Raw genomic sequence first — 24,562 nt, 5'->3', positions numbered from 1 at the left:
AATTCGAACCAGAATTAAAGCGATTCATGAATTTCCTTAATACCGGATAAACGAATGGTCAAAACCTTTTGCTGTTCCACTTTTAAAGACAGGGTTTGTTGATGTAAATCAAGATTACAAATACGGCCCTTGCATTTTTGTAACGATTCATTTTGATAATAGGTAATGGTCATTAAGCAATTTTTTGATAATTCTTTTAAGAACATTTACTCTCTCCTTTCTTACTAGTGGTTTGTATGAAAAAATATTCTATAATGATTGACTAGCTAGAAAAGGTGGAGGGACGGGCATCCGCTTTATAAGTCTTTTTACTTTTTATATCAGAAATTAGGGAACGCTTACATCGATTTTTGAACAACTTCCATTTAAACAAATTTGGCTTGGATATACTAAGTCCACTCCTGTTTAATGGCATTCAATGTCCAATTGAAATGTTTTGTGAAACACCGGTTTCCATTGGACGTTTGCAACAGCTGCTGTAACATATGCTCCTACTCGGCGATTAAAAAGATCTGGAATCACATATTCCTCGTAAAGGTCCTGAAATTCAATCCAGCAATTGCATAAACTACAAGCTTCATATCCTCATTGATTGTTTTCCCATGAACGTCAAAGGTACCACCAAAATGCAAGGGAATGCGCGGACATTATTGATTTGATTTGGGAAACCCGAGTGTCCGGTTCCTGCTACAAGTGCTCCCGCTTTTGTTGCCTCTAAAGGCATTATTCCGGAACCGGATTGGCTATGGCAAAAATGAGTTATTTTAACAATATAGTATCGGCGCATTTGACTTAAAAAACTTAGTTTATCATCCGTTCACACTATTTTATTATAGTTTTTAACTTAATAATTTCATTAAGAGTGTTGCTAATATAACAGTGGCAGCACCACCAAGTCTTGTTGAAACTTGTGCAAACGGCATTAATGACATACGGTTGGAAGCGGATAAAATGGCTACATCGCCTGTTCCTCCTAAACCGCTGTGACAGCCTGTTACAATCGCTGAATCAACTGGATACATATTCATAAATTTCCCAACAACATACCCAGTCCCTACCATCGTTATAACAACTACAGAACAAACTAAAACATAAGCTGGAGTTATAATTTTGACTACATCTTCTAATGGGATATAGAGCATACCTAACCCAACCATTAGAGGCCATGTTAAACTTGTGGAAATAAATTTGTATAAATGATAGGCGCCCTGTTCCATTTTTGCAGGCATCACTTTCAAACATTTGACAAGTGTTGCAGCTACAATCATGAGTACAGGACCTGGAATGCCAAGAAATTTATGCGCTAGGCTTCCGAAGATGAAGAAACCGCAGGCAATCAATAATCCGGCACCCATTAGTGAAAAATCAACTGGTTTATTAATATTTGTTTCTTGGGTGATCCCGTCGCCACCTTTCGTTTTCACTAATACACCATTACCAGTAAGTTCCGGTTTTTTCTCCCCTAAACGTTTCAGTAAACCGGCACAAATAATCGCTATGATATTTCCAATGACAGCGGCCGGAATCATTTGGGATACAAATGTTTCAGCAGATGCACCTAAAATTTGAGAATATGCCAGGGAAAGCGGTAAGATTCCTTCTCCAATTCCTCCGCCAATAATTGGTACAACAATAAAGAAGAATGTATGTTTTAGATCATATCCTAACATTGAACCTACTAAAACTCCCGTTGCAACAGCAACAAGCGTACCTACCACGAGTGGAACAAACATACGCGTAAATCCTTGTAATAATACTTGACGGTTCATACCAAGAATACTGCCTGCAACTAAACAAGATATATAAAGGTAAAGGAAGTTAGATGTTTTCATCAAGGTTGTTACCGCTTCCATTGCAGCCGGATTAACCAAATTATAAAATACCATAATAGACGGGATTAAGAGCGCTAAAATCGCCGGACCACCAATATCTTTCACTATAGGAATTTTCAACCCTATATCCCCAAGTAAAATTCCCATAACCATGATAACGGCAAAACCACCAATCATATCAGGCGGGAGCTGATTATATACTGATGCACCATAAATAATAAGCGCCAAGGCTATATAAAGAGGTAGCGGAATAACGCCTACTTTCACCTCTTTAAGTTTGGATAAAAAGCTTTGGTTATCTCCTTTTTCTTCAATATAAGGAAGCGGTTTCATTTTCATTGCTGATTTCATTTTTTAACCTCCTGTTATTTGACTCCTATTATTTGCTATCCTTAATTTAAGTGATTTTCAAAAAACTTTATAGCTTATGTAACTTTTGTAAGCGTTTTTTAATTAAAAAAAGTAAGCAAATCCACTTACAATAGATGATTACGAATTCAGTATTGTTGAGGAAACGGAAAAGAATAAAAAAAATCATTATGTTCCATTTAGCTTAACTTGAAAACGGGCAATTTATTGTAATTGCCCATATTGTAAATCAATCAATTTTAAGATGATGTATTAAGTTAAATGAGAATTCTTCTAAAGTATTACGTTTTCATCATCGTTAAGGGAACAAGTAAAGAAGACGCGGGAGAAGTAACTCGACAAACTAACAGCATTTCTTCAAAATTCATTTAACCATAAGGATGACCGGTTAATTGAATTTTAAGGAGGAGATAGCGAAGAATCCAGTCATTGGTCTGGATTTGGTAAAAGGTGAAAGTCAGGTTCAAGCATTCTTGGATAAAAAATAATGGCTCTTTTCGTAAAGATTGTTGTTTTTAAAACGAAACTATTTAAGGCTGATTGGAGCGGAAGTGCGAGACTCCTGCGGGAGCAGCGGGACAGGTGAGACCCCACAGGCGTTTACGCCGAGGAGGCTCACCGCCCGCACCAAGGAAAGCGAGCATCTGGAGGGGAAATCAACCACAACTCACTACCTGGTAAATAGCAACAAAGTATGTGAAAACAGCCAAAATAATAGAACGAAACTTTCCAAACATAGTTCAGTGGAAGGCATGCACTAATTTAGCATAGCATGAAATTTTTTAAGTTTTTCATCGAAAAACTATTAGCTGGTTTAGCTGTAAGAAAAACAACCTTCAAGAATTCTTCAAGCATGTTTTTGTAAGGAATGGAATAAATTCAGATGAAGACCAATTTGCCGAAGAGAGTGATATAAATGAAACCAATTACCTTTAAAGCATTTGCAATCACTAATGAAATTGATTTGAACAAAATCGCCATTCATTGCGGCATTCCTAAAAAATTCACCTGGGAAGAGCCTTTAATCCTCAAAGGTGATATTCTAAATTCCATCCTTAATAAAAAGATGAATGAATCGCAACAGGTGCTGGTTTTTTCCTTTGGCAGCATTGTCTTCATTAATTCCTCACACGCTGATGAGATAAAAGAGTTTTCAACCTATATCCAATCGTTCGAGCCTGATATTGATCTCGTCCATGTAGATCGATATACGGACGATTACAGCCTTCACATTAGAGAAACTGATAACATCAAGCTGACCGACGAATATGTAGCGGTGCCTAAATATGAATTTTTCTACCCTGAATTAATTTCCACTGTTCTCGCAAAATCGGTGGCACTCGAAAAAACTGAGGAACAGCTCGGAAAAATCCATGACAAGCTCGAAACCATGATAGACCGACTGGAAAAAGGCAAGCTAAGAATCGGCAACAAGGAACTAGCGAGGACGACGGCAAAAATCGTACGTCACGAGTATAATACCCTTGCGTATATCATGATTCTGGATAAACCTGATATTACATGGACAAGCAGCGTTGCGGGCGAATTTTATGACAGGATGCTGAATTTTTTTGAATTGAATGATCGGTATAAAATCTTGAAAAGTAAAACAGAAATTTTATATAACATTATGGATGGGTTTTCTAACATCAGCCATTCGATAAGGGGGCTATTCGTTGAATGGATCATTGTCATTCTCATTGTCTTTGAGATTATCTTGACGATTTTAGAAATTGTAGGATGGATTCCATGAATCCTGATTTAAGTGGCATAGAAACTTTGAAGAAGTAGGGAAACCAAATTTCCATAATAGATTTGGGTATCCGAAAACAGGTATTATTTGTGACAAATAAGAACGAAATGAAAAACTACTTCAATAAGAGGGTTGCTCCGTCAACCTGTTTCCTGCGGAACTAAAAAGCAGTAGACATTTTGCATCCTCAATGTATTCATTTCCGATTCATCTTGACAGCTCATTTTTTCATTTGTATATTCCTCAACCTTTAGCCCTTTTTAAGCCAAAAATCCCCTTAAGATACCATTGTATCTTAAAGGGAAACTATTAATAGAAAATCCAAGCAGTCTTAATTCTCTCGTTTTATCTTAGTCCATATTGTTTTGGACTTGCCCAAAACTTTCGAACTTCTGTTCAAAATAACTTGAAGTAAGATCAGAAATATGAACGCCAGTATTTTTTGTTGTATGTATAAAGAGACCATCCCCTAGATAAATACCTACGTGGGTTATCTCTTTACTTAAATCTGACTCTTTAAAAAATACTAAGTCCCCTGCCTCTGGATTTTTGAGTTTCCGCAGCAAGGAATAGTAGTCCGCTGCCGAACTTCGTTTAACGGAAATTCCCTGCTCCTTCATGACCCAATAGATAAATCCGCTGCAATCCATTCCAATAATCGGGTCGTATTCACCAAAAACATAAGGAAATCCACGTAGAGTATATGCATACTTTATGACATCAAGAGCTTTATCATAGGAAGCCTTTTGATTTGCATAAAATGGATACAAGGGACTGCTGTATATTTGAAGATACTGCCCCTGCATCAAACTATCAGTTGGTAAAGCGTTACGCTTTTTGATTGTTTCCACAGATACACCGTAATTTTCCGAAATGCTTTTAAGGGTTTCATTATTTTTAACGACATGCTCTCCCTTAGGTGTAAACGTTTTAAACTCGGCTTGGAATTGTGCAAAATATTCTTCTGTGATAGATCTCACCTGAACTGTCTCTGCTCCATATCCAGAATTAACAAACTGATTCCCCCCCAGATAGATCCCAGCCGTCACGATTTTTGAGCTTTCCTTTTCCAGAAAAAATATAACATCTCCAGCCTTAGGAGTATCTGTAACCATTCCTTGCTTATAATAGCCTTCAACTGACAAACGGTCGATGGGCACCTGTTGTCGGGAGAGTACCCAATAAATCAACCCGCTAGAATCGAACCCATTTATCGGTGTCTCTTCTTCAGCCGCTTTTTTAAATCCTATAAAAGTTTTTGCATAATTCCCAATTTGTTTCCCTCTCTCTGTCCATTGATAGATGGAAGGAGTATAAACCGTCTGAATGATTAACTTCTGGCCCACATATAACGTACCATCCGGTAAACCATTCGTCTTCATTAATTGCTCTGCCGATATATCATAATTCGCTGCAATCGATTCAACCGTTTCCTGGGAGGATACGGTGTGCACTTGCTCTGCCGCTTCAACTTTTAAGCCAGGTAAAAAAGTAAAACCAACCATCCCCAGCAATAAAAGCAACATACTACCTAATAATTTTTTCCCCATTTTAATCCCTTCCTTATAACCAAAAATATCTTTTAAAAATAGAGTCATACAATCATGCAGATTTTCTTCCTTCTTAATGAAATTATAAAATTCTGCAATAATAAATATTCCATGTACTACTTTAACACAAAAATACTATTAATTGGGTTACCTTCCACTTTTTCTTATCGAGCAAATCCGTATTGATTTCCCCTCTAATTTGAATGCATGATTATTGCAAGCATTATACATTTCAAAAGGCCGCCAAATACGGTATCAAATAAATAATCTTTGAATCTAGGGCGGTGAAAGGGCAATTTCTCAAAGAAGTATTTCAGGGCCCCGAATCCAAATACCTGCTATGATTAGAGAGAAAACTATTCTTATGTCATTGGAAAATAAACAATCAAATCTGAAAAAATGATTGTTCGACCTAACAAAAAATTATAGTATATACATAATTTATCTATCCGACCATATATTCTGACTTAACATACAAAAGGCCGCCATTTGGCGGCCTTCATATGGGTGCTAACGACCCATTACTTTAAGTGCAATCCTTTACAAACTTTTTAAATTAGACTGCTTTTATTGTTTTGTCATCACTTATGAAACCTATTAAATTGGTAATTAGAATATACCAGGCATGCCTTCATATGTAGCAAGGAATAGATGTGCGATTACATAAACAAAAAGCTAAAATATGGAACCTATAGGATAACTGTCAAAAGGTTAGCGTTTCGACCATTTAACCACTTTTTTGTCAGGAGAAAGAGTAGGATTGTACCCAAAATGAATTAAATTCAACAACAATAGCTACTTTACAGTACCAATATTCCATCCCGTCAGTCTACTAATCCTATATTCAGAACAAAATTTATTTATTAGGCACTAAAAATACTGTTTTTTTAAAGTAAATAAACAAATTAAATATACTTAACCCTAAAATTATAAGAAACATATATAAGGAAATAACGTCTCCTGCTAAATTTAATTCATCAGCTATGTATCCCATAATAATAAGATTAATACTTGAAACAATTATTGACATTATTGAAATGATACTAACAGTGAATCCATTAACAAGGTTACGACGTTTCTTAGCAAATAAAATAATGGAAATTATAAATAAACTAATTATTAAAGTAATAAAAACTAATCTTAAAAAATCGTAAATTTCCAACCCTTCCATAGTTACCCTCCCTATTATTCTATCCCTGTATATATTACCACAAAAAACCATTTTCCCAAAAATGGAAACGGCTTAATTGTTGTTATTCATATTATATCAGCATACAACTAAACTGCCCAAGAGCGGCCGCAGCACCCTCTGTTATATGAAATAAGTATTCAATTATAAAAAAAAAACAGTTTGATTACTTTTGTGCTCCTTTCATTCAATAAAAGCGCTTGATTATGGAGGTTTTTCCACACCACAGTGTTGCTTAATACCCTCCTATAAACTAAACCGCTTGCTTATATTTATTTAATTTGCTAATATAACTGACGAACGTTCGTTAAATTAGAGGTGATATTATTGAAAAGCGATGAAATTAAGGTAGCAGCTTTAAAATATTTTACGATCCATGGTTATGAAGGAGCATCCCTATCTCTAATAGCTGAAGAAGTCGGCATGAAAAAGCAATCCATTTACGCCCATTTTAAAGGCAAGGATGATCTTTTTCTGAAAGTTTTACGTGATGCGAAAGAGGCGGAGCTATCTTCAAAACTCCAATATTTCAGTAAAGTTGATTCAAAAAATCCAGAAAAAGATTTATACGGATTTCTACAATTGATCATCGATCTCTTTCAAAAAAATGAGCATTTAAAGTTTTGGCTGCGTATGTCCTTTTTTCCGCCAGCCCATCTTGAAAAAGCAATCGGACAGGAAGTCATGGATATCGAGGAAAAGGTGCAGGCGATATTGGAAAGAAAATTTCAGGATTGGATCAATGCTAAATTAATCGTCGAAGAAGCAGCAATTACGCCGACCTTTGCTTTCTTAGGAGTAGTTGATTCCATTATGCTGGAGCTTGTATACGGCAATGATGAGAAACGGCTGAACGATAAATTAGCATCCTCTTGGAAAGTATTTTGGAGAGGTATTTCACAAAAATGATTCACATAGAAAGAGGTGTTAATACATGAATAAACCAATTAATGAACAAAAGGCGATATTAATTATTCTTCTAAGCAATATATTCATTGCCTTTCTAGGAATTGGACTCATCATCCCCGTAATGCCATCGTTTATGAATATCATGCATTTATCAGGAAGTACGATGGGCTATCTTGTTGCCGTATTTGCAGTATCACAACTTGTTATGTCACCATTCGCAGGTCGTTGGGTCGACCGTTACGGCAGAAAGAAAATCATCATTATCGGCTTATTCCTTTTTGGTGTTTCAGAACTTATCTTTGGTATAGGCACGAACGTATCCGTGTTATATATATCAAGGATCCTAGGGGGAATTAGTGCCGCCTTTATTATGCCAGGTGTTACTGCATATGTTGCAGATATTACATCAGTTCAGGAACGGCCAAAAGCAATGGGGTATATTTCGGCCGCCATTAGCTTGGGCTTTATTATAGGACCTGGTATCGGTGGTTTTATTGCGGAATATGGTATACGTTTGCCATTCTTTCTTGCGGCAGCCATTGCTTTTTTAGCATGCCTTGCATCAATATTTATTTTAAAAGAACCGCTAACAAAGGAACAGCTTGCAGAAGTTTCTGCTAATACAAAAGAAACAAACTTTATAGACGATTTAAAAAGATCACTTAACCCGCTTTACTTTATTGCGTTTATCATCGTATTTGTACTTGCTTTTGGTTTATCAGCATATGAAACTGTTTTCAGCCTATTTTCTGATCATAAATTTGGCTTCACGCCGAAGGATATTGCAACTATCATTACAATTAGCTCAATCTTCGGAGTTGTTGTCCAAGTATTTATGTTTGGAAAACTGGTAGATATCCTCGGTGAAAAGAAACTGATTCAATTATGTTTAGTCATCGGGGCAATATTCGCGGTGGCTTCCACATTGATATCTAGCTTTTTGGCAGTACTGGTGGTAACTAGCTTCATCTTTCTTGCATTTGACTTACTTCGTCCGGCATTGACGACATTTTTATCAAAAGCCGCCGGGAAAGAGCAAGGGTTTGTTGCTGGAATGAACTCAACCTATACGAGCTTAGGGAATATCTTCGGACCAGCAATGGGAGGAATACTATTTGACGTAAACATCCACTATCCTTATCTTTTTGCTGCTGTCATTATGGTCATTGGCCTAGGTATTACAGTCATTTGGAAAGAAAACCGATTAGCAGATAGTTTAGCTTAATAACGAGGCGCCATTTGAATAATAAAGGCCAAGATTGCCCTAATATGATTTTTCAAAGTACATTTCGAGCTGGAAACTCTTAAACTTGTATTATACTTTGCCTTTAAACAAAGATCCCCTGTCCATTTTGGGCAAGGGGTCTTTATGCGTCAAGGGGTTAAGAAGCTTTTACTCGATGCGGACTTTTAGGCCCTTATATCATGATATTCATGAGCCGGTGCGCTAGGGATATCGGTTTTTTTATTGAAAGTGTCTTAGCCTGGGTTATATGTCAAAATGTTTACGGTAGCACAGTTCCAAACGCTTATCGCATTGGCTGAAGCTCGTTTATTATTTTTTCGCTGAGTGATCATCGTTTCACGGGTGCAGCACTTGTACCTTATCGCCTATTTCTATGGACATCAAATCCTCACCTACTACAACTGTTCCTTCATATGTTTCTTTTGTTCTTCCGGGCAAATTAGCTTTTTCTTCTGTTAATCCACCTAATAATACAATATGTGAATACACAGCAAGCTTTGGTTGTATTTGGCTAAAGACTTTACCTGCTTCCTCGGGTGTAGTGTGAAGGTCAAGAATATTGGATATCGATTCTGATTCATTATCAGGTCTTGCGGCTGCAACCTCATGAATGACTACGTCAGCACCTTTAGCAAATTGAATTGGATTTTCATTATAACGGGTGTCACCTGAGATAACTACTGAATGTCCTTTGTAATTAACCCGATAACCGAAAGCAGGTTCAATTGATTTATGGTCAACCTTGAAAGCTATTACCTCTATTCCCTTTTGTTGATACACAACGCCTTCCTTGATATCATGTGCTATAATACTCGCTCCTTCAACGTTTCCATTTCCAGAGTCTTCCCTTGCATCCAAATCGGCTTTATAAGCTTTATTCATATGCAACATCATTTTCTTTGTTCCCTTAGGTCCCCAAATGTTAAAGGCTAGCTCTCTTTTCCCACCTGTTGGCAAAGAACCTGTAAGCCATATGTCTGGGATGCCAATCGTATGATCCGAATGCAAGTGTGAAAGGAATAACTTGTCAATACTGCCTGGTAACATATTCGCTTTATATAATTGCAAAGCAGTTCCACGTCCTGCATCAAAGAGGAGTTTTTCATTACCAACTTCCACAAGGGTAGCGGGACCGGACCGGGATGTACTTAAAATAGGAGAACCTGTTCCTAATAGAGTTACTTTAAAATCCGATTGCATTCCAGCAGATTGGCCAAAAGAAGGAAGTAATAATGATAATGATAGTATGATTGAAACTACCAACAAAAAACTAATAGAGGTATTCCTTATTCTTTTCTTCATAGCAAAATCCTCCTTAAATTATTTGACTTTACTCTGGGGATTCTGTCCCAGCCTCCTTCCGATGTTTGTTTTGAATAGAAAACGATGTTTCGGTATTATTTTCCACAAATAAATACTACAGTATTTTCAATATTCAATCAACTATACCTAAAGCAATTTAGGATTTACAATTCGAATGCTGTTTCAACATTTCATCAAGAACAACAAGATAGCGGAAGATTATTAATTACAGGTCCCAGTTCGTGATTGAAATTGAAAATAATCCATAAAAAATATTGGATTTTATTTTGGTTCAAATGTTCATACTAAATAAAAAATACATGTTAAAGAAGGAGTTTATATGCCAAATCAAAAAAATAATGACCATAATCCAGGCCAACATAAAAGCCGGGACAGTCGATTAAATACAGAAGATGATCCTTTCGGCATACTTAAACAAGAAATGGAAGTGGATACAGATGTCAATGAAGATCCAAATCGGGAAAAATTATTAGATGAATCAGTTGTTTCTTTTCTAAAATCGAAAGAAGGACAGGAATATTAGAGAAGGAATTGTGCTCGCTAATGGGGTGTTTTTATAGCCAACTAATCCACCATTTTCACCTATCCTCCGATTAAATGATTCAGAAAAAGCTAGAAGACAAAGACAGAGTCATTTCTTACCAAAGGAAGTCAGATCAAGGTGCCACTCATGAAGCTTTTGGGTGGCCCTTTTTGTATTGTTTTCTAAAATGTTGGTTAGATTAACTACTTTAATTTTTAATGTTTTCTTATTCGTAAGATTTCAAATATGTACAGAGTACAAGGTTTCTTGAACAAAAGGGCACTGTGACCCATCAGGTTAGCATAACTGGCCTCCACCCCTTGGATAGGCATGACGAAGGATTGAGAGGGCAATTGACCCACGGGGGAAAGCCTCCAGGGACGGTGTGGGGATGTACATTGCATGGTAAAATATGGAGTGGTGCTGACTCCTTTATTTATGAAGCCAAAATGATCTGACCTCATTTCAATTACCCGGAAATCCAATTACAAGGGTTATGAAATCCTGCGAATAAGTGAGCTTCGAGAGATATTCGTATCAAACTGATGGAGTTCAATAAGATAAATGGTATTTCCCATTCTTTCACTGCCCATTGATATTAATAAAAAGTCCTCCCCTTCACCTCCGTTAAACTTTTTGTAACCGACAATCGATGTATCTTCTAATAATTCTGGAACTGGATTAGGGCTGGCTATTGCAAGACAAAATTTTTATAGCTCATGGCGGAGATCTTCACATAGATAGTAAACCTCAACCAGGAACCCAGTGTCGTATTATATTTCACTCGAACTAGAAAAAAGAAATTAGCGAATTATTGTATAAGTGATTTAACGAATAAAAGCTGATACTTCCTTAGTGTAGGGAAAATCGGCTTTCTTTATTTCGAAATTTGCTTAGCGTATGTTTTTCGTTTTTTTTTGGTATATAGCTTCTTGGTTATGGTGAAATACTTTAAAAAACACTTTTGAAAATAAGAGAATTTACCTCCTGATAAATTAACGATATAGTAAAATATATCCTTGTATGGAAATAATATACACTGTAGACTAGAGGAGAATCATCCTTTGACACATTTCGTATAAACGGCTGGGGAGCGAAGCCGGAAGGAGGGAATATTAATAAAAGTGGAATTCAGCCATTCGTGTACAAGCCGGTATCGGATATTCCGTCAAGATTTTACGCAGTGGCTGTCAACTTCCACTTTTTCCGGCCAAAGTATCTAAATTTCAATAATATGGGAGTGGAGAAATTGCGAATAAAACTTTGTCTTTCCGTAATATTATGTTGTCTTTTCGTTGCCATGGGATTTACACCAGTATCGAAGGCCGAGACGAATGCAGAAAAGGATTATACGATTAAATCGTTCCATTATTTAAATGTAGATGGAAAAGATGTGGATTCCCAGGCCAAAGTGAGTAACATATCTAACAAAGAAATAAAAGTAACAATGGTTCTTCCTAAACAGAATAACGAGGGCGATTGGTTGGCATATGGATTTACGAGCAGGGAAACTTTGCTGGCATTTATCGAAAAAGATAAACAGAGACTTCAAAACAAAGTCACTACCATGGGCAGCGGTTCTTGTTGTACCGATTTCTATGAGTATAAAAATAAAGGTGGGAATTATATTTATTGGAGAGACGGTTTTACAAACTTGTCTTCCAGCTGGAATGACAGAATTTCCTCCTTAAGTACGGCGTCACCTTCTTCAAGCTATTCGACGACGCTGTGGGAGCATACTTCATCTCAAGGGTATGGCAGAGGAGTCTCCTTTAGACACTCCGATTGGTATGGTAAAACTGCTAATATGGCTTCGGATTGGGACAATAAGGCTTCGGCGATCGAAATCAAATAATGGGAGATCGCCAATGACCAGGTGAAGGATTTTTAAAATCACTATTCTCTCATTTATTTCGAAGAAATGGGAAAATAGTGATATTTTTTAAAAGTTTCGTCGCAACTGCCGACCGAGCACAAGCAGTAGTAAAGAAAAATTTTAAGGGATTATTTTTGACTGTAATTTTGTTTATTGTAGTAAACGTATGATTATGTAAAGAATCGCACGTTCAAATGTTCAAAAGGCCGCCAATTGGCGGTCTTTTTATGACGCTAGCCGAGTAGAAGGGAACCTCACGGAACCGTGCTTGCGCTATTCACGCACACGGCTCCTCCTAGTTACCATTCACAAAATGTAGCTAATCTCTCAGATTCAGATTTTGCTAATTCTGCTATCCTTAGTCGTTTTTCCATTTACCTCTGCCTCTGAGTGTAGTAAATGTTTCCCTAGTAAGGGCAATAACTGGTAGCTAGCCTTTCCTCCAACGGCATTACCCAACTCCCTTCACGGATCGGTAGGGTCTCCCGAGTTGCCGTATCATATCGATGTGTATAACGTGCCAAGGTCCTCTGACCCCAGAGAGGTTTTATCCATCTTGCCCTTAACGAAGGATAAAATATAGCTTTCTGCTGCGCGTAAGGCATCAGCCCTCTCGATTTACTAACATTATGGAGCTCAATCCCTTCAACCATTTGGCTTTCGGCCCGCCACCTAACTGTCTACGCTTAAAGACTAACGTTACCATTAGCCCTCCAAGACTCGCTACGAACGAATGGCTAGTTCTTACTCGACGGGAATCCACCCGCTATATGATACGACCTAGGCTCGGCCGCACAGGCACCCGTTAGTAAAAGAAGAACTATTTATTTACCAATTAGGTACTGCTCGGAATAAGACTTAGAAGCAAAAAGGTCTATACCTAAAAAATCTTCACAGTTAGTATCCGAAAAATGAAACACTATTGATTCAACATTAGGATGAGGAATTGAATTTCTTATTATTTCATCATTCAGTCTAAAAGAATAATAAGTCTTTCCATCAGTAGTAACTTCCTAATGTGTACTTTATTAGCAATCAGTTCAATTTTCCTTGCAGTTTCTCCTTCTAACTCTATTCCAAAAATCGGGACTTCTTCTCCAAAGTCTAACATTATATCATCGTTAATAATTTCTGTTTTTGGAACCTGGGCCATTTTTTTCATCTTTATTTCTCCTCCTATTCATAGGTTCTTCCTTTTCTTTATAAAAAAGTTTGATTATCTTATGATGACTTATTGCACTAAGGCTATCATTAGTTAAAAAAGACGATATAATAACTTTTAAAGTGTAGTGTAATATTTGTAAAAAGGAGGTTCATTCTCATGAATATTTTAATATTAGGTGCATCTGGACGAGTTGGAGGTCAAATAGTTACTTATGCCCTTCATGATAGACACCATGTTACTGTATTAGTTCGAAATCCAGAGAAGCTTCAAATAAATTGTGAAAATTTAACTATTATCCAAGGTAATGTTTTAAATAAAGGTGATATCTCACATGCAATGCATGGGATTGATGTAGTTATTAGTGCGCTGAATACTGATGGGACAACCACTCTATCAGAAAGTATGCCACTAATTATCGAAGCAATGGAAGAAGAAGGAATACAACGAATTATCACTATAGGAACTGCAGGTATCCTGCAAAGCAGAACCACCCCAAATTCATTGCGTTATCAGTCAAGTGAATCAAAGCGTAAGTCTACCCGTGCAGCGGTAGAACATCATAAAGTTTACGATATGCTCAAACAGTCACCACTCGAATGGACTATTGTCTGTCCTACGTATTTGCCGAATGGGGAAAGTGTAGGTAAATATCGTGTAGAAGGTAATTTTTTGCCGGAGGACGGCTTAGAAATATCCGTGCCGGATACAGCAGAGTTTACATTTAGTCTAATAAAAAGTAGCGATTATATAAAATCACGTGTAGGTATCGCCTACTAATAATCTTCTTATGCTAAACACCATGAGTAATCAAAAAAGCCGATTAATGGAAAAAACATGTTTTTAATTTTTGGCCAGCCAAAAAGCCCTTCAAAACCTTTTTGGAGGGCTTTTTCTCTGTTTTAATTAGGCCAAATACTGGAACGTTTCTTTACTCCTTGAAAAAGCGTACATCCTATGTTTGATTCTTCCGCATATATCTGCGCATTCACAATCCAAGCGAATGCCCTCCTCCATCATTTTTAAATCCTCTTCCTTCAAGTATCCAAATTTCTTTTGGTGAATTTCAATACAGATTCCCTTGAACGTTCAATTTCATTTTTATTTTCATTATAAAATTTTGAAACATACGCATAGAAAATAATGCTGACCGTTAGAAATTGTGCAAAAAGCGAACTTGTTGCAGCACTTCGGAACTTAGCCTCCGGTGCACGTACATGATTTAGGGACATATCAACTTTTTTAGTTAGTCCATTGTTCCCCAACCGCGATAAACCAATTGTTTTAATTCCATATGCTTTAGCAATATCAACGAGTTCCAGAATTTCTTCAGTTTCGCCACTATTGGATATACAGAAAAAAACGGTGTTCTTTGATGATGCAGCAAGCGCAGTGGCCGTAATATGCGGGTCTTGATTGGCACTTACAATTTTTCCTAACCGTAGCCATTTCTGTGTAATATCTTCAGCAACGAGCCATGAAGCTCCTAAACCATAGACATAAATTACATCTGCACTCCTCATGGTTTCAATGATATTGTCAAGAACGGCCTCATCCAAATAATGTGCCGTTTCTTGTATAGCTTGTACAGAGTTGGAGACTATTTTATTTTTAATGGACGCTATTGTTTCATTAGGCTCAATGTCATGGAAACCTTTTTTCTCCGGTTGGGAAATTAGGGATGATAGGGATACCTTCAGTTCCGAAAAACTGTTAACTTTTATTGAATGACAAAATCTCGTTACGGCCGAACTGCTGGCATTGGCATGGTCAGCTAATTCATGTATCGTCATTCTTATAATTTCTTGTGGATTTTCTAAGATATATTGTGCAATTTTCCTTTCTGATTTGGGCAACTGGTTCAATAAACTTTCAATTCTCAATATAATATTTTGGACGGGCATATGATTTACTCTCCTTGATCTTTACTTACTTTAAATGCTTCATTGCTATGTAGTAACAACCCAAGGTAGCTGATACGTCTTCTACAACAAATTTCACATTTGGGTTTTCAAGTTTAATATGATTGATGAAAGAGCTTTGCACCAATGGTATATTTGTCAATATGCTACCTTTTATTGCAATTGTAACATTCTCACTTAACTTTAACTTCTTGATAACCTTAAGCGTTTGTTTTGAAAGGTGGTACCCGGCCTGATTCAGAATATTTTGCGAGGAGCCATCGCCCTCCTCCGCATGTTGGACAATTAGGGGAACAAACGCGGCAATCTCGGATTTCGTGGCGGAATAAATGAATTTCTTCAGTTCCATAACACTATGAAGCCCAAGTTTTTTAAGTATTGTCTCGGTTAAAAGGCTATAGTCATCTCCCTCATCCTCTTCTTTCGTCATTTTTATAAAAGCCTGCATGGCGATCCAATAGCCACTTCCTTCATCCCCAAGAATGTGTCCCCAGCCACCAGCCGATTTCTCGATACCTTTATGGATGCCGATACTTACAGATCCAGTTCCGGATATGGTCAAAATGCCATCATTTCCTTTTAGTAAAGCAGCATGAGCGATAATTCCATCATTTACAATCGTGAACGGGGCATTAAATGCCTTTCTTAATGCACTTTTTATGCCCTGCGGATTTTCAACTCCTCCATACCCGGCTAATCCTAAGCAAATGTAATGGCAGCTACCATTATCAATAGGAGCTATGCTTTGTTCAATTGCCTGTATAATGTTAGCGATGGCTTGTTTTTCATTTATAAGCAGGTTTCCAAACCCAGCTTTGCCTTCACTTATTTTATTACCATCTAAATCATAAGCCGCTGCTTCAGTTTTAGTGCCCCCGCCGTCAACACCGATAATATAATTCATATCATTCTCCTATTCAGTAAAAAAGGAAGGAATATCACCGTTCCTTCCCTGATCATTTAATATTGAATTGGAATTTCCCCCATGGTTCCAAATGATCGAGGAGAAAAATTTCCTCTTCTGCTATTCGGCCCACTACATTTGTTTTTCCCGAATTCTTCATTTCCTTCAATGCAATCTGCAATTCCCCTTTATATTGTCCATAGAGCTCATTTTCAATTAAAATATCACCGCGTCTAATATCAGGCGTATATGTTGGTTTAAATTCGTCGCTCTTATATTTCACGCGTGATTGAGTCGAGCGAATAAGATAATCGGAAACATCTCCACGGTAAAAATGGAATTCTTCCAATACTATTTTTTTCTCTAAAGTTGTTATGGTTTCGTGAAGGTTAACATTAAATGTTAATAGACCTCTGTTTAACTGGCTAAGCTGCTTCAATTCTTCTTCAGATGCGTAGGCATTCGCAATAATTACATCATCAATCAACCCTGTCGCATACAAGTGTTTCGCTTGAGTTGTAATGGGTAATTCCCGGTGCATTTCTAATGTACATAATCCTTCCATTATAGGCCAAGGTCCGTACGTTGCTGCATGGGAGCTTATGAAAGCTGCCGTGCGGATATTATGCTTTTTGAATGACTCACAGCATTTTATAAAATGAGGATAGCCCAATCCTGCATAGCGATGAGGATAGAAGTTATGCGATCCAACTAAATTCTCTTTATTTGGTTTGTAATCGATAATATTTTCTAAATATTTTGTTGCATTGCTCATGTTTATTTCAATTTTTAGATCATATGGATTATGTGTCATAATCGACTCTTCGTTACCTGTGAAACCTATGTCCAGCCTGATTCCATACGCACCTAATTCTGCAAAAAACGATAAGTCATCATAAGAAATGCCTAGTGAACCGAATACTCGGGGAGCAATATCGACCATCACTTCCATATTCAATTGATTGGCAAAACGAATCGTTTCTTTAAATTCTTTTAAAATCTTTTCTTTGTCACCTTCGACAGAAAGCAGGCAAGTAAAGATCTTTTTGAATCCATATTTGTGTGCAAGTGCAATGTATTCGATATCTTTTTCAACGGTTGAATGCTCTGGATAGATAGATATACCGAGTTTACCCATTATTTAATCACCTCTTTACTGTTGTGGGGCTAGCTTTTTTACAATGCGAATCATATGTTCAATTAGTTTTTGTTCACTCATTGCCGTCATCAAGTGATCCTGTGCATGAATCATTAATAAAGTTTTCTCACTTGGAACTCCATTCAATTCTGCTTGAATGAGCTTGGTTTGTGTCTTATGGGCCAAGTTCAATTCTTCCTGGCCCTGTTTAATTAGATCCTCTGCCTTTTCAAAATTAAATTCTTCCGCTTCTTTTAGTGCTTCGAATGCTAATCCTCTTGCATTTCCACTATGTGATATTATTTCAAAAATTTCCATTTCATTATTGTTCAATTCAGTTGACATATCACTACACTCCAATTTTATGTTAGATTATGAAGTTTCATTGGATTGCTGTAATCCAACGAAACTTGATGTCGATACTGCACTTTCACTGAAGAATCGCGGTAAGTATTCTCGATGCACTTTTAACAGTTTTTGTAAAACAATTTCCGCCAGGTCATCACTTGGAATAAGCGGGTTAATCGTTAAAGCTAATAACGCTTTATCATAAGAACCTGTAACGGCTGCCTCTGCACCAATTCTTTCAAATGATTTGATTTGTTGAATCAAGCCATGCACTTGTACGGGTAATTTACCCATAGCCAAAGGAATTGGTCCATTTTTGGTGACAATGCAGCTTACTTCGACAGCTGAATCATAATCAATATCAGTAAGCGATCCTTTGTTTTGTACATTTAGCACTTGAATATCTTTTTTATCATTATAAATAGAAGAAATGACATTACACGCTGCATCACTATAGTAAGCTCCACCGCGCTGCTCTAGTTGTGGAGGCTTGATGTCAAGGGTTTCATCCTTATATAGGTCAAACAAACCTACTTCTAATTCTTTCACAACTTCTGCTCGAGTTTCCCCAGATTTGAATGCTTCCAACTCTTCTTCTAAAATCGTTTTAGTTTTGTAATAATAACGATGGTACGGGCAAGGCACAACACCTAAAGATTTCAAAAACCTTCTGTTCCAAGCTAATGGGGCAATATTCTTCATCGTCAGCTGAATTTCAGGATTGCCCAGCATTTCAAGCACTTTATCTGTTACTTCTTGATCATCAACGAACACATGCATCCCGAATACCATATGGTTTAACCCTGCGAAATCTATGTGCACTCTTTTCATATCAACACCAAGCATGTTGGAAATAGACATATGCATATTAAATGGAACATTGCATACACCAATGACTTTTTTATGCTTGCTGTAGCGGAGAAGGGCTTCCGTTACCATCCCAGCCGGGTTTGTGAAGTTAATTAACCATGCATCAGGGCAGAGCTCCTGCATTTCTTCTGCAATTTCCAGAAGAATGGGGATAGTTCGTAATGCCTTGGACAATCCTCCTGCACCATTTGTTTCCTGACCAATTAAGCCTAATTCCAACGGGATCCGCTCGTCCTTGATTCGTGCATCAAGTAAACCCACCCTCATTTGCGTTGTGACAAAATCAGCATTTTGCAAGGCCTGACGACGGTTTAACGTTAGATGTATTTCCATTGGAAGTCCTGCTTTTTCAACCATCCGTTTTGCCAATGTTCCTACAATCTCCAGTTTTTCTTTTCCTGCCTCAATATCCACTAACCACAGTTCCCTAATAGGCAGCTCATCATATCGTTTAATAAAACCTTCTATTAATTCTGGTGTATAACTGGAGCCTCCGCCGATTGTGGCAATCTTCAGCCCTTTTTTCATTTCCATTCCCCTAACACCTCATCGTAAGCTAATCTGAATTTTTCATTCATTTATAGATGATTGCATAACAAACCAGTGCGCTTACCGCTAATAAAGACAAGAATAATAGTGATGCTTGTTTCTTGTTTTTAAACTTACCTTCAACAAAACAAACAACCATCGTTAATCCTGCGCTTATGGCAAAGGTATTTCCCAAGTATAGTGAGAATTGTTTATTTATTTCAAAGGCATCCATTAATCTGTTAAAAATAAAATTAAAAACAAGAATGAAGCTAAAAAATAGAAAGGCACTTTTGTAACTAAAAAAGTGGATTCTGGAAGTTGAAGTCATGTCCTTTCCCCCCTCTCAATTCATAAAAGGAGTTTGGAGCATTTAGTCCCAAACTCCCTTTTAGGCATTCCTTATAAAGCAATATTTTTACTATCTGTTGTTTCTACCATGTTTTCCTGCGCTAAAAGCTTTTTATCGTACATCTTAAAGAATGGCAGATAAACAATAACGGAAATGGTTAAATTCACCATCACGAGAACGATGGCTCTCCAATCACCGCCAGTTGAAAGGTAGGCGCCTATTGGAGCGGGCAATGTCCAGGGAACCATTACATATGTCGGGTTCACAAGTCCGATGGATGTTGCAATATATGCAAGTGTCGCACCAATTAGCGGTGTAATGATAAATGGAATGATCAGTACCGGGTTTAGTACAATTGGCATCCCAAAGATAACAGGTTCATTGATGTTAAAAATGCTTGGAACAATTGTTGCTTTCCCCATTGCTTTACTATAGGTGGACTTTGCCGTTAAGAGCATGGCTATTACTAAACCCAAAGTTGCACCAGACCCGCCAATCCAAATAAACCATTGGAAGAAAGTTTCAGGAGCGATGTGGGGAATTGCCTTTCCAGCTGCAACTGCCGCCGAGTTATTCCCCAAGTACACTTCCCATACCGGACGAGCTACGGCACCTACCACTGAAACGCCATGAATACCAAATGACCAGAAGAATGTAATCAAAAATACTGGAATTAATACACCTGGCAATGTGTCGCCTGCACTGATGAGTGGTGCAACCGCTTTATCAACGAGTGAATGTAAATCAACAGCAAAAACGACTGTAATTAAAGTCATGACAAGCAGGACAATTGAAACTGGAATTAATGCTTCAAATGAACGAGCTACTGAAGTTGGAACAGAATCCGGCATTTTAATCGTGATATTTTTTGTTTTACAAAAACGTAGAATTTCGACAGCAAAAATGGATACAAGCATTCCTACAAAAAGGCCATGGCCTCCGAGATTTGTCATTGGCAAAACAAACCCCACATCATCCATCATCTCTACACCAATTGTGAACAAGAAGGCTGCCAATGATAGTAAACCTCCAGATAGCGGATCAAGTTTATAGCTTTGAGATAAGCTGTAGCCTATACCAAAAGTAATATATAGCGTCATGATAAACATCGTTAATCGATATGGTATTAAAATTTCTGCTATATGTTTTGCAGACCATTCACCTAATGCAGTATCTGCTGCAACGGGCGGAAATGCAATGATCAAGAATAAACTGCCAAAAATGATGAATGGTAACGCAGAAACCACACCATCCCGAATTGCACGTAAATGTTTTTGCTCAGACAATTTAGCCATAGGTGTTGAAAGATTATTTTCTAAAAAAGCTACAAACTTGTCCATTCGTGTTTTCCCCTTTTACGTTTAGTGAAAAGAAATAGTAATTAGTTTATTATTTTGCTAGTTCCGTTACCAGTTTTAGTAGCTTAGGTCCGCCAAGAGGGCTGTAAGCTTGAGCTGGTATGGCTTCACATGGGACGCCCGCTTCATCTGCAGATGCCTTAAAGCCATCGAAACGATGTTTGACTTGCGGAGCTACCATTGCAACATCCCAGCCATTTCGTACTTCTGCATCAAATTCTTGAGTGCCGACTGCCAATACTTCTATAGTTACACCCTGTTTTTCCCCCTCCTTTTTTAAAGCGCTTACAACGATTGCACTAGACATTCCACCTGAACATACGAATAAAACCTTCATTCTTTGTTCCTCCAATTTTTTTTATTTTTTTTATTGGCTGTTTTCACATACTTTGTTGCTATTTACCAGGTAGTGAGTTGTGGTTGATTCCCCCTCCAGATGCTCGCTTTCCGCGGGGCGGGCGGTGAGCCCGCAGGAGTCTCGCACTTCCGCTCCAATCACCCTTAAATAGTTTCGTTTTAAAAACAATAATCTTTACGAAAAGAGCCTTTTTATTAAAAGCGTTAAATCGTTTTTCTTATGAATCCTTGTGCCTTCACTAAACGATTTGAGGCTTCTTCATACGATACATTCGTTAAAATCATGACAATTGCAATTTTGGGCTGGGCATGTGCCTTTTCTAAAAATTCATCTGCAATTTCATAGCTACAGTCAGTAGCATCCATGATAATGCGTTTTGCGCGTTCAACTAGCTTTTCATTAGTTAACTGTAAATCTACCATTAAGTTACCATAAACTTTACCCACTCCAACCATTGAGGCGGTGGAAAGCATATTGCATACTAACTTTTGTGATGTTCCAGCTTTTAAACGTGTAGAACCCGTCAGGACTTCAGGCCCGTTTACTACTTCAATCGCAACTTTTGCAATCTTACCTATTTCTGAACCTTTGTTACAGCTTATCGACACAGTTCCTGCACCAACTTGATTAGCATATTCCAAGCCAGCAATAACATATGGAGTGCGTCCACTAGCCGCAATGCCCACTACGACGTCCCTGTTTGTTAATTCGATTTTCTTCAAATCTTCAGGACCTAATTCAAAACTGTCTTCAGCACCTTCAACTGCCTTAATGAAAGCCTTTTCCCCACCAGCTATAAGACCCACTACTTCACTCGGATCGGTATTGAATGTCGGTGGACATTCTACTGCATCCAATAAACCGATGCGCCCGCTTGTTCCTGCACCCATGTAAATTAATCTGCCGTTTTTATTCATGGCTTCGACGATCATCTCCACGGCTTTAGAAATTTGCGGAAGTTCTTTTTTCACACAATGGGCAACTTTAATGTCTTCTTCGTTCATTACCTCTAAAAATTCAAGTGTTCCCATTTCATCCAAACTCATGGTCTTTTCATTACGGCGCTCTGTCGTTAAATGCTCTAGCATACATATCATCCTTTTTTATTTCAGTGGTGAAAGTGGTGAAACTTTTTTAGCTATAGAGAATATATCATTATTAAAAATTAATTTCAATATTGTGTATACATTTTTAAAAATTAATTTTAGAATAAACGTAAGATACATAAAATTATTTTAACTTTCTACTAAAAATGTAAACCGCTATTTTCATGAACCAAACCCATGATCCTTTTATTGATTAGACATTAATTCTATTCGGATAGGTGACAAATTCATATATTCATTATTTGTTAACGCTTACAAATAATTAAATATAAATATTAGTAATGAAATGAGGTTGTACTATTGATGAATGAAAGAATTACAAAAAGAAAATTAGGATCATTAGCGCTAGCCGCTTTAGTGGGAGGTTCACTTCTCCTTCCATCCGATTTGATTGCAAATGCAGAATCCGGGACTATTCCCCAACAAACTACTTATGTAAAACAGGAACTGCGCGCAACTTGGATTGCAAGTGTGTTAAATATTGACTGGCCGTCCAAACCCGGTTTATCCATATCAGCACAGAAAGAAGAATTCATAAAATACTTGGATGAACAAAAAGCAATGGGGATGAATGCTGTCGTTATGCAAATTAAACCAACTGCAGATGCTTTTTACCCTTCTGAATACGGTCTTTGGTCAAAATATTTAACAGGAGTCCAAGGAAAAGACCCTGGGTATGACCCTCTTGCATTCATGGTAGAGGCAGCACATGATCGTAATATGGAATTTCATGCCTGGTTTAATCCATATCGCATTACCATGCCTTTAGGTAAGACAGCTGAATTATCGGATATTGATAATCTTCCAGAATCACATCCTGCTAGAAAGCACCCGAATTGGGTCATGCCATATGGACAACAATTGTACTTTGACCCAGGCATTCCTGGCGTACAACGGTTTGTGATCGATGGAATAATGGAAGTTGTTAAGAATTATGATATTGATGCAGTCCATATGGACGATTATTTCTATCCCTACAAGATTGCAGGAGTACCTTTCCCAGATGAAATTTCCTATCAAAAATATGGAGCAGATAGATTTACAAATGTGGAGGATTGGCGCAGGGATAATGTAAATAACCTTGTTAAGGAGATAAATGAAGAAATCAAGGCAGAAAAATCATATGTGAAGTTTGGTATAAGTCCTTTTGGAGTTTGGCGCAACAAAACAGTTGATCCCACAGGATCTGACACTGCCGCTGGACAAACGAATTATGATGATTTATATGCGGATACCAGAACGTGGATCAATAATGAATACATTGATTACATTGCCCCTCAATTATATTGGAATATAGGATTGCCAGTAGCTGACTATGCCAAACTTCTTGATTGGTGGACAAAAGAAGTCGAGGGTAAAAATGTTCAACTCTATATTGGACAAGGAGACTATAAAATTAATACAGAGTCCAATGGTGTCCAAAACTGGTTCAATCCTGAAGAAATGCCAAACCAGTTAAAACTGAATCGAACATATAAGGAATTTGATGGAAGCATGCATTTCAGTGCCAAAGATTTACGGAAAAACCCCCTTGGGATAAAGAATCGCTTAAGCGAGGATATTTATAAGCATCCCGCATTGGTTCCTGCCATGCCTTGGATTGATGATCATGCCCCAAAGGCACCAAAGGTGAGCAAGGCAACACAAGCTGGAGATGGAATACAATTTGAAATTCACGATCACAAGCAATCAGATGCATCCTATTATGCCATTTATCGTTTTGATGGGAAGAAAAAAGGAAATATAGATGACTCAACGAACTTACTTGCCACAGTGCATAAAGAAAATAAACGACAATTGTTTAATGACCCCAGTGTAGAAAAAGGAAAGACTTACACATATGTTGTGACTGCCTTAGACCGAACCCACAATGAAAGTAAACAAACTAAACAGATTAATATAAACGTAAAATAATCTTCAATAAATAGCTTTACGGTTCAAGTGGC

General features: G+C 37.5%; 22 protein-coding genes and 1 pseudogene. 7 read left to right on the top strand and 16 right to left on the bottom strand.

Going from position 1 to position 24,562, the window contains the following annotated elements; all coding sequences use genetic code 11:
- Positions 1-14: 14 nt before the first annotated feature.
- Together SB775_RS12175 and SB775_RS12170 are read right to left on the bottom strand one after the other, a co-directional pair.
- A complete protein-coding gene (locus SB775_RS12175; RefSeq protein ID WP_089363446.1) occupies positions 15-206 on the bottom strand; it encodes a YolD-like family protein in 192 nt (63 codons plus the stop codon).
- Between the two features lie 633 nt (positions 207-839).
- A complete protein-coding gene (locus tag SB775_RS12170) occupies positions 840-2,183 on the bottom strand; it encodes a 2-hydroxycarboxylate transporter family protein (protein ID WP_410861745.1) in 1,344 nt (447 codons plus the stop codon).
- A gap of 934 nt (positions 2,184-3,117) precedes the next feature.
- Between SB775_RS12170 and SB775_RS12165 the strand changes: the two genes are divergently transcribed.
- Positions 3,118-3,954 carry an RMD1 family protein gene (locus SB775_RS12165; protein WP_410861744.1) on the top strand — a complete coding sequence of 279 codons (837 nt, stop codon included), beginning with the start codon at positions 3,118-3,120 and terminating at the stop codon, positions 3,952-3,954.
- A 350-nt stretch (positions 3,955-4,304) separates the two neighbouring features.
- On the opposite strand, the gene SB775_RS12160 is transcribed toward SB775_RS12165, so the two are convergent.
- Together SB775_RS12160 and SB775_RS12155 are read right to left on the bottom strand one after the other, a co-directional pair.
- Entirely contained in the window at positions 4,305-5,504 is a 1,200-nt protein-coding gene (locus SB775_RS12160) for a C40 family peptidase (RefSeq protein WP_410861743.1), read from the bottom strand.
- An 856-nt stretch (positions 5,505-6,360) separates the two neighbouring features.
- The gene (locus tag SB775_RS12155; RefSeq protein WP_410861742.1) at positions 6,361-6,675 is read right to left on the bottom strand and encodes a hypothetical protein; all 315 of its coding nucleotides are present in this window, start codon (positions 6,673-6,675) and stop codon (positions 6,361-6,363) included.
- 345 nt (positions 6,676-7,020) lie between these two features.
- On the opposite strand from SB775_RS12155, the gene SB775_RS12150 reads away from it, so the two are divergent.
- Positions 7,021-7,602, top strand: a complete 582-nt coding sequence (locus tag SB775_RS12150; protein WP_061463730.1) for a TetR/AcrR family transcriptional regulator — start codon at positions 7,021-7,023, stop codon at positions 7,600-7,602.
- 25 nt (positions 7,603-7,627) lie between these two features.
- Complete coding sequence (locus SB775_RS12145) at positions 7,628-8,827, top strand: MFS transporter (RefSeq protein WP_089363451.1); 1,200 nt, start codon at positions 7,628-7,630, stop codon at positions 8,825-8,827.
- A 357-nt stretch (positions 8,828-9,184) separates the two neighbouring features.
- On the opposite strand, the gene SB775_RS12140 is transcribed toward SB775_RS12145, so the two are convergent.
- The gene (locus tag SB775_RS12140; protein ID WP_410861741.1) at positions 9,185-10,150 is read right to left on the bottom strand and encodes an MBL fold metallo-hydrolase; all 966 of its coding nucleotides are present in this window, start codon (positions 10,148-10,150) and stop codon (positions 9,185-9,187) included.
- A gap of 340 nt (positions 10,151-10,490) precedes the next feature.
- Between SB775_RS12140 and SB775_RS12135 the strand changes: the two genes are divergently transcribed.
- Positions 10,491-10,694 carry a hypothetical protein gene (locus SB775_RS12135; protein ID WP_089363453.1) on the top strand — a complete coding sequence of 68 codons (204 nt, stop codon included), beginning with the start codon at positions 10,491-10,493 and terminating at the stop codon, positions 10,692-10,694.
- Positions 10,695-12,033: 1,339 nt separating this feature from the next.
- Positions 12,034-12,549: pseudogene (locus tag SB775_RS12130) on the top strand (hypothetical protein); the annotation flags it as partial.
- A 991-nt stretch (positions 12,550-13,540) separates the two neighbouring features.
- Here the strand turns inward: SB775_RS12130 and SB775_RS12125 are convergent.
- Positions 13,541-13,732 (bottom strand): hypothetical protein, encoded by a 192-nt coding sequence (locus SB775_RS12125; RefSeq protein WP_410861740.1) that lies wholly within the window; start codon positions 13,730-13,732, stop codon positions 13,541-13,543.
- 159 nt (positions 13,733-13,891) lie between these two features.
- Here SB775_RS12125 and SB775_RS12120 point away from each other — a divergent pair, with 159 nt between their 5' ends.
- The gene (locus tag SB775_RS12120; RefSeq protein WP_410861739.1) at positions 13,892-14,512 is read left to right on the top strand and encodes an NAD(P)-dependent oxidoreductase; all 621 of its coding nucleotides are present in this window, start codon (positions 13,892-13,894) and stop codon (positions 14,510-14,512) included.
- Positions 14,513-14,638: 126 nt separating this feature from the next.
- On the opposite strand, the gene SB775_RS34680 is transcribed toward SB775_RS12120, so the two are convergent.
- From SB775_RS34680 to murQ, 10 genes are all read right to left on the bottom strand, one after another.
- Positions 14,639-14,749 (bottom strand): hypothetical protein, encoded by a 111-nt coding sequence (locus tag SB775_RS34680; RefSeq protein WP_486360700.1) that lies wholly within the window; start codon positions 14,747-14,749, stop codon positions 14,639-14,641.
- A gap of 20 nt (positions 14,750-14,769) precedes the next feature.
- A complete protein-coding gene (locus SB775_RS12115) occupies positions 14,770-15,636 on the bottom strand; it encodes a MurR/RpiR family transcriptional regulator (RefSeq protein ID WP_410861738.1) in 867 nt (288 codons plus the stop codon).
- A gap of 25 nt (positions 15,637-15,661) precedes the next feature.
- Positions 15,662-16,558, bottom strand: a complete 897-nt coding sequence (locus SB775_RS12110) for an N-acetylglucosamine kinase (protein ID WP_410861737.1) — start codon at positions 16,556-16,558, stop codon at positions 15,662-15,664.
- Between the two features lie 52 nt (positions 16,559-16,610).
- Positions 16,611-17,696 (bottom strand): DUF871 domain-containing protein, encoded by a 1,086-nt coding sequence (locus tag SB775_RS12105; protein ID WP_410861736.1) that lies wholly within the window; start codon positions 17,694-17,696, stop codon positions 16,611-16,613.
- Positions 17,697-17,711: 15 nt separating this feature from the next.
- Positions 17,712-18,041: a PTS lactose/cellobiose transporter subunit IIA gene (locus SB775_RS12100; protein WP_089363461.1), complete on the bottom strand. Its 330-nt coding sequence runs from the start codon at positions 18,039-18,041 to the stop codon at positions 17,712-17,714.
- A gap of 27 nt (positions 18,042-18,068) precedes the next feature.
- Positions 18,069-19,448, bottom strand: coding sequence for a 6-phospho-beta-glucosidase (locus SB775_RS12095; RefSeq protein WP_410861735.1), 1,380 nt, complete (start codon positions 19,446-19,448; stop codon positions 18,069-18,071).
- 40 nt (positions 19,449-19,488) lie between these two features.
- The gene (locus tag SB775_RS12090) at positions 19,489-19,773 is read right to left on the bottom strand and encodes a hypothetical protein (protein ID WP_410861734.1); all 285 of its coding nucleotides are present in this window, start codon (positions 19,771-19,773) and stop codon (positions 19,489-19,491) included.
- Between the two features lie 71 nt (positions 19,774-19,844).
- Positions 19,845-21,134 carry a PTS sugar transporter subunit IIC gene (locus SB775_RS12085; protein WP_410861733.1) on the bottom strand — a complete coding sequence of 430 codons (1,290 nt, stop codon included), beginning with the start codon at positions 21,132-21,134 and terminating at the stop codon, positions 19,845-19,847.
- Positions 21,135-21,183: 49 nt separating this feature from the next.
- Positions 21,184-21,489 carry a PTS sugar transporter subunit IIB gene (locus SB775_RS12080; protein ID WP_061463755.1) on the bottom strand — a complete coding sequence of 102 codons (306 nt, stop codon included), beginning with the start codon at positions 21,487-21,489 and terminating at the stop codon, positions 21,184-21,186.
- 224 nt (positions 21,490-21,713) lie between these two features.
- A complete protein-coding gene (gene murQ / locus SB775_RS12075) occupies positions 21,714-22,598 on the bottom strand; it encodes an N-acetylmuramic acid 6-phosphate etherase (RefSeq protein WP_089363464.1) in 885 nt (294 codons plus the stop codon).
- Between the two features lie 321 nt (positions 22,599-22,919).
- Between murQ and SB775_RS12070 the strand changes: the two genes are divergently transcribed.
- Complete coding sequence (locus tag SB775_RS12070; protein WP_410861732.1) at positions 22,920-24,530, top strand: glycoside hydrolase family 10-like protein; 1,611 nt, start codon at positions 22,920-22,922, stop codon at positions 24,528-24,530.
- The last annotated feature ends 32 nt before the right edge of the window (positions 24,531-24,562 follow it).

The organism is Peribacillus sp. SIMBA_075 (assembly GCF_046534585.1).
Note: the sequence above shows the minus strand (reverse complement) of the source record. Positions and strands in the feature narration are given on the sequence as shown.

Coding starts and splice junctions, on each gene's coding strand:
- SB775_RS12085 (WP_410861733.1), bottom strand. CDS start 21,134: ATGGACAAGTTTGTAGCTTTTTTAGAAAATAATCTTTCAACACCTATG.
- SB775_RS12100 (WP_089363461.1), bottom strand. CDS start 18,041: ATGTCAACTGAATTGAACAATAATGAAATGGAAATTTTTGAAATAATA.
- SB775_RS12070 (WP_410861732.1), top strand. CDS start 22,920: ATGAATGAAAGAATTACAAAAAGAAAATTAGGATCATTAGCGCTAGCC.
- SB775_RS12175 (WP_089363446.1), bottom strand. CDS start 206: ATGTTCTTAAAAGAATTATCAAAAAATTGCTTAATGACCATTACCTAT.
- SB775_RS12155 (WP_410861742.1), bottom strand. CDS start 6,675: ATGGAAGGGTTGGAAATTTACGATTTTTTAAGATTAGTTTTTATTACT.
- SB775_RS34680 (WP_486360700.1), bottom strand. CDS start 14,749: ATGGAGGAGGGCATTCGCTTGGATTGTGAATGCGCAGATATATGCGGA.
- SB775_RS12140 (WP_410861741.1), bottom strand. CDS start 10,150: ATGAAGAAAAGAATAAGGAATACCTCTATTAGTTTTTTGTTGGTAGTT.
- SB775_RS12115 (WP_410861738.1), bottom strand. CDS start 15,636: ATGCCCGTCCAAAATATTATATTGAGAATTGAAAGTTTATTGAACCAG.
- SB775_RS12125 (WP_410861740.1), bottom strand. CDS start 13,732: ATGAAAAAAATGGCCCAGGTTCCAAAAACAGAAATTATTAACGATGAT.
- SB775_RS12135 (WP_089363453.1), top strand. CDS start 10,491: ATGCCAAATCAAAAAAATAATGACCATAATCCAGGCCAACATAAAAGC.
- SB775_RS12170 (WP_410861745.1), bottom strand. CDS start 2,183: ATGAAATCAGCAATGAAAATGAAACCGCTTCCTTATATTGAAGAAAAA.
- SB775_RS12095 (WP_410861735.1), bottom strand. CDS start 19,448: ATGGAAATGAAAAAAGGGCTGAAGATTGCCACAATCGGCGGAGGCTCC.
- SB775_RS12120 (WP_410861739.1), top strand. CDS start 13,892: ATGAATATTTTAATATTAGGTGCATCTGGACGAGTTGGAGGTCAAATA.
- murQ (WP_089363464.1), bottom strand. CDS start 22,598: ATGCTAGAGCATTTAACGACAGAGCGCCGTAATGAAAAGACCATGAGT.
- SB775_RS12105 (WP_410861736.1), bottom strand. CDS start 17,696: ATGGGTAAACTCGGTATATCTATCTATCCAGAGCATTCAACCGTTGAA.
- SB775_RS12165 (WP_410861744.1), top strand. CDS start 3,118: ATGAAACCAATTACCTTTAAAGCATTTGCAATCACTAATGAAATTGAT.
- SB775_RS12090 (WP_410861734.1), bottom strand. CDS start 19,773: ATGACTTCAACTTCCAGAATCCACTTTTTTAGTTACAAAAGTGCCTTT.
- SB775_RS12110 (WP_410861737.1), bottom strand. CDS start 16,558: ATGAATTATATTATCGGTGTTGACGGCGGGGGCACTAAAACTGAAGCA.
- SB775_RS12160 (WP_410861743.1), bottom strand. CDS start 5,504: ATGGGGAAAAAATTATTAGGTAGTATGTTGCTTTTATTGCTGGGGATG.
- SB775_RS12080 (WP_061463755.1), bottom strand. CDS start 21,489: ATGAAGGTTTTATTCGTATGTTCAGGTGGAATGTCTAGTGCAATCGTT.
- SB775_RS12145 (WP_089363451.1), top strand. CDS start 7,628: ATGAATAAACCAATTAATGAACAAAAGGCGATATTAATTATTCTTCTA.